General features: G+C 51.6%; 2 pseudogenes. Both read left to right on the top strand.

Annotated features, from left to right (window positions below):
• Positions 1-28: 28 nt before the first annotated feature.
• Positions 29-769, top strand: a pseudogene (locus QZ506_RS03960) (PqiA/YebS family transporter subunit); the annotation flags it as partial.
• Positions 717-1,295 (top strand): annotated as a pseudogene (locus QZ506_RS03955) (MlaD family protein); the annotation flags it as partial. The pseudogenes QZ506_RS03960 and QZ506_RS03955, both read left to right, overlap by 53 nt.
• Between the last annotated feature and the right edge of the window lie 142 nt (positions 1,296-1,437).

The raw sequence follows: 1,437 nt of genomic DNA, 5'->3' as shown, positions 1-1,437 counted from the left end.
TAGCCATAAAGGCTGCGGATTCCCTTGACGTAAAATCAGTATGTTAAATCCAGAGCGTGGTGATGCATCCCGGAGCGATCAGCATTTTAATCCAAAACAGGCGTGTCATAACAGCATTATTCCCTATTATTCAACAAAGCCCCCAGAACGTTATCGCCTGTGCCTGGCCTGCCATTTTACCAGCGCACCAGACCCTAGGGGACGCTGCCCGCGCTGCCATACCCCGTTACGAGCACGTCGGCGCCACTGCCTGCAAAAATCCTGTGCGGCATTGATCAGCGCCATCGTATTTCTAGTGCCGGACATCCTGCTACCCATCTCGATTCTCTACGTCAATGGCGCGCGCAAAGAGGACACCATCCTCTCAGGCATTATCTCGCTGGCAAACGGCAATGTGCCTGTCGCGACGGTAGTTTTTATCACCAGTATACTGGTGCCCTTCACCAAGGTTATCGTGCTGAGCATCTTGCTGTTGAGCATACATCTGCGCGCACAACGCGCTATCACGACGCGCATGCGCCTGTTACGTGCCATGATCTGGATTGGCCGCTGGTCAATGCTGGATCTGTTCTTCATCGCTTTGATGATGTCGCTGGTAAACCGCGACCAACTGTTGGCTTTTACCTTAGTCCCGGCGGCCTTCTATTTCGGTGCGGCCGTTATTTTGACTATTCTCGCTGCGGAATGGCTGGATAGCCGATTAATGTGGGATACCCATGGAACACGATTCAACAACACCCGAATCAACACGAACCGCGATCAAGCATAAGCGTCGTATATCGCCGTTCTGGCTGCTGCCCTTTATTGCACTGATGATTGCCGGCTGGTTGCTCTATACCAATCAGCAAGAACGTGGCACCACGGTCACCATTGATTTTATTTCTTCTGACGGCATTGTGGCTGGTAGAACCCCAGTGCGTTATCAAGGCGTCGAAATCGGGACGGTACAAAACATCTCGCTGAGCGAAGACCTGCGTACCATCCAGGTGGAAGCCAGTATTAAGAGCGACATGAAAGAAGCGTTACGCAGCGGGACTAAATTCTGGCTGGTAACTCCCAAAGCCTCACTGGCGGGCGTTTCCGGCCTTGATGCCCTGGTTGGTGGTAACTATATCGGTATGATGCCCAGCCCCGGCGAGCCGCAAGCGCACTTTTCTGCGCTGGATACCCAACCGAAATATCGGGTTAACAGTGGGGAGTTGTTGGTCCATCTTCATGCCGATGATTTAGGGTCGCTCAACGCGGGCTCGCTGGTGTATTACCACAAGATCCCGGTCGGAAAAGTGTACGATTACAGGCTTTGTTGAATAAATAGAACTTTTGGGTAATCATCGGAGCAGATCACCACAGTTGTTTCAAAATCAGGTCTCCATGGCAAAACAAAATTTTAAAATCACCAACTGGCCCTCTTATAACAAGGCCCTAAAGCAGCGCGGT

Origin of the sequence: Candidatus Symbiopectobacterium sp. (assembly GCF_020054415.1) — a bacterium.
GTDB lineage: Bacteria > Pseudomonadota > Gammaproteobacteria > Enterobacterales > Enterobacteriaceae > Symbiopectobacterium.
Note: the sequence above shows the minus strand (reverse complement) of the source record. Positions and strands in the feature narration are given on the sequence as shown.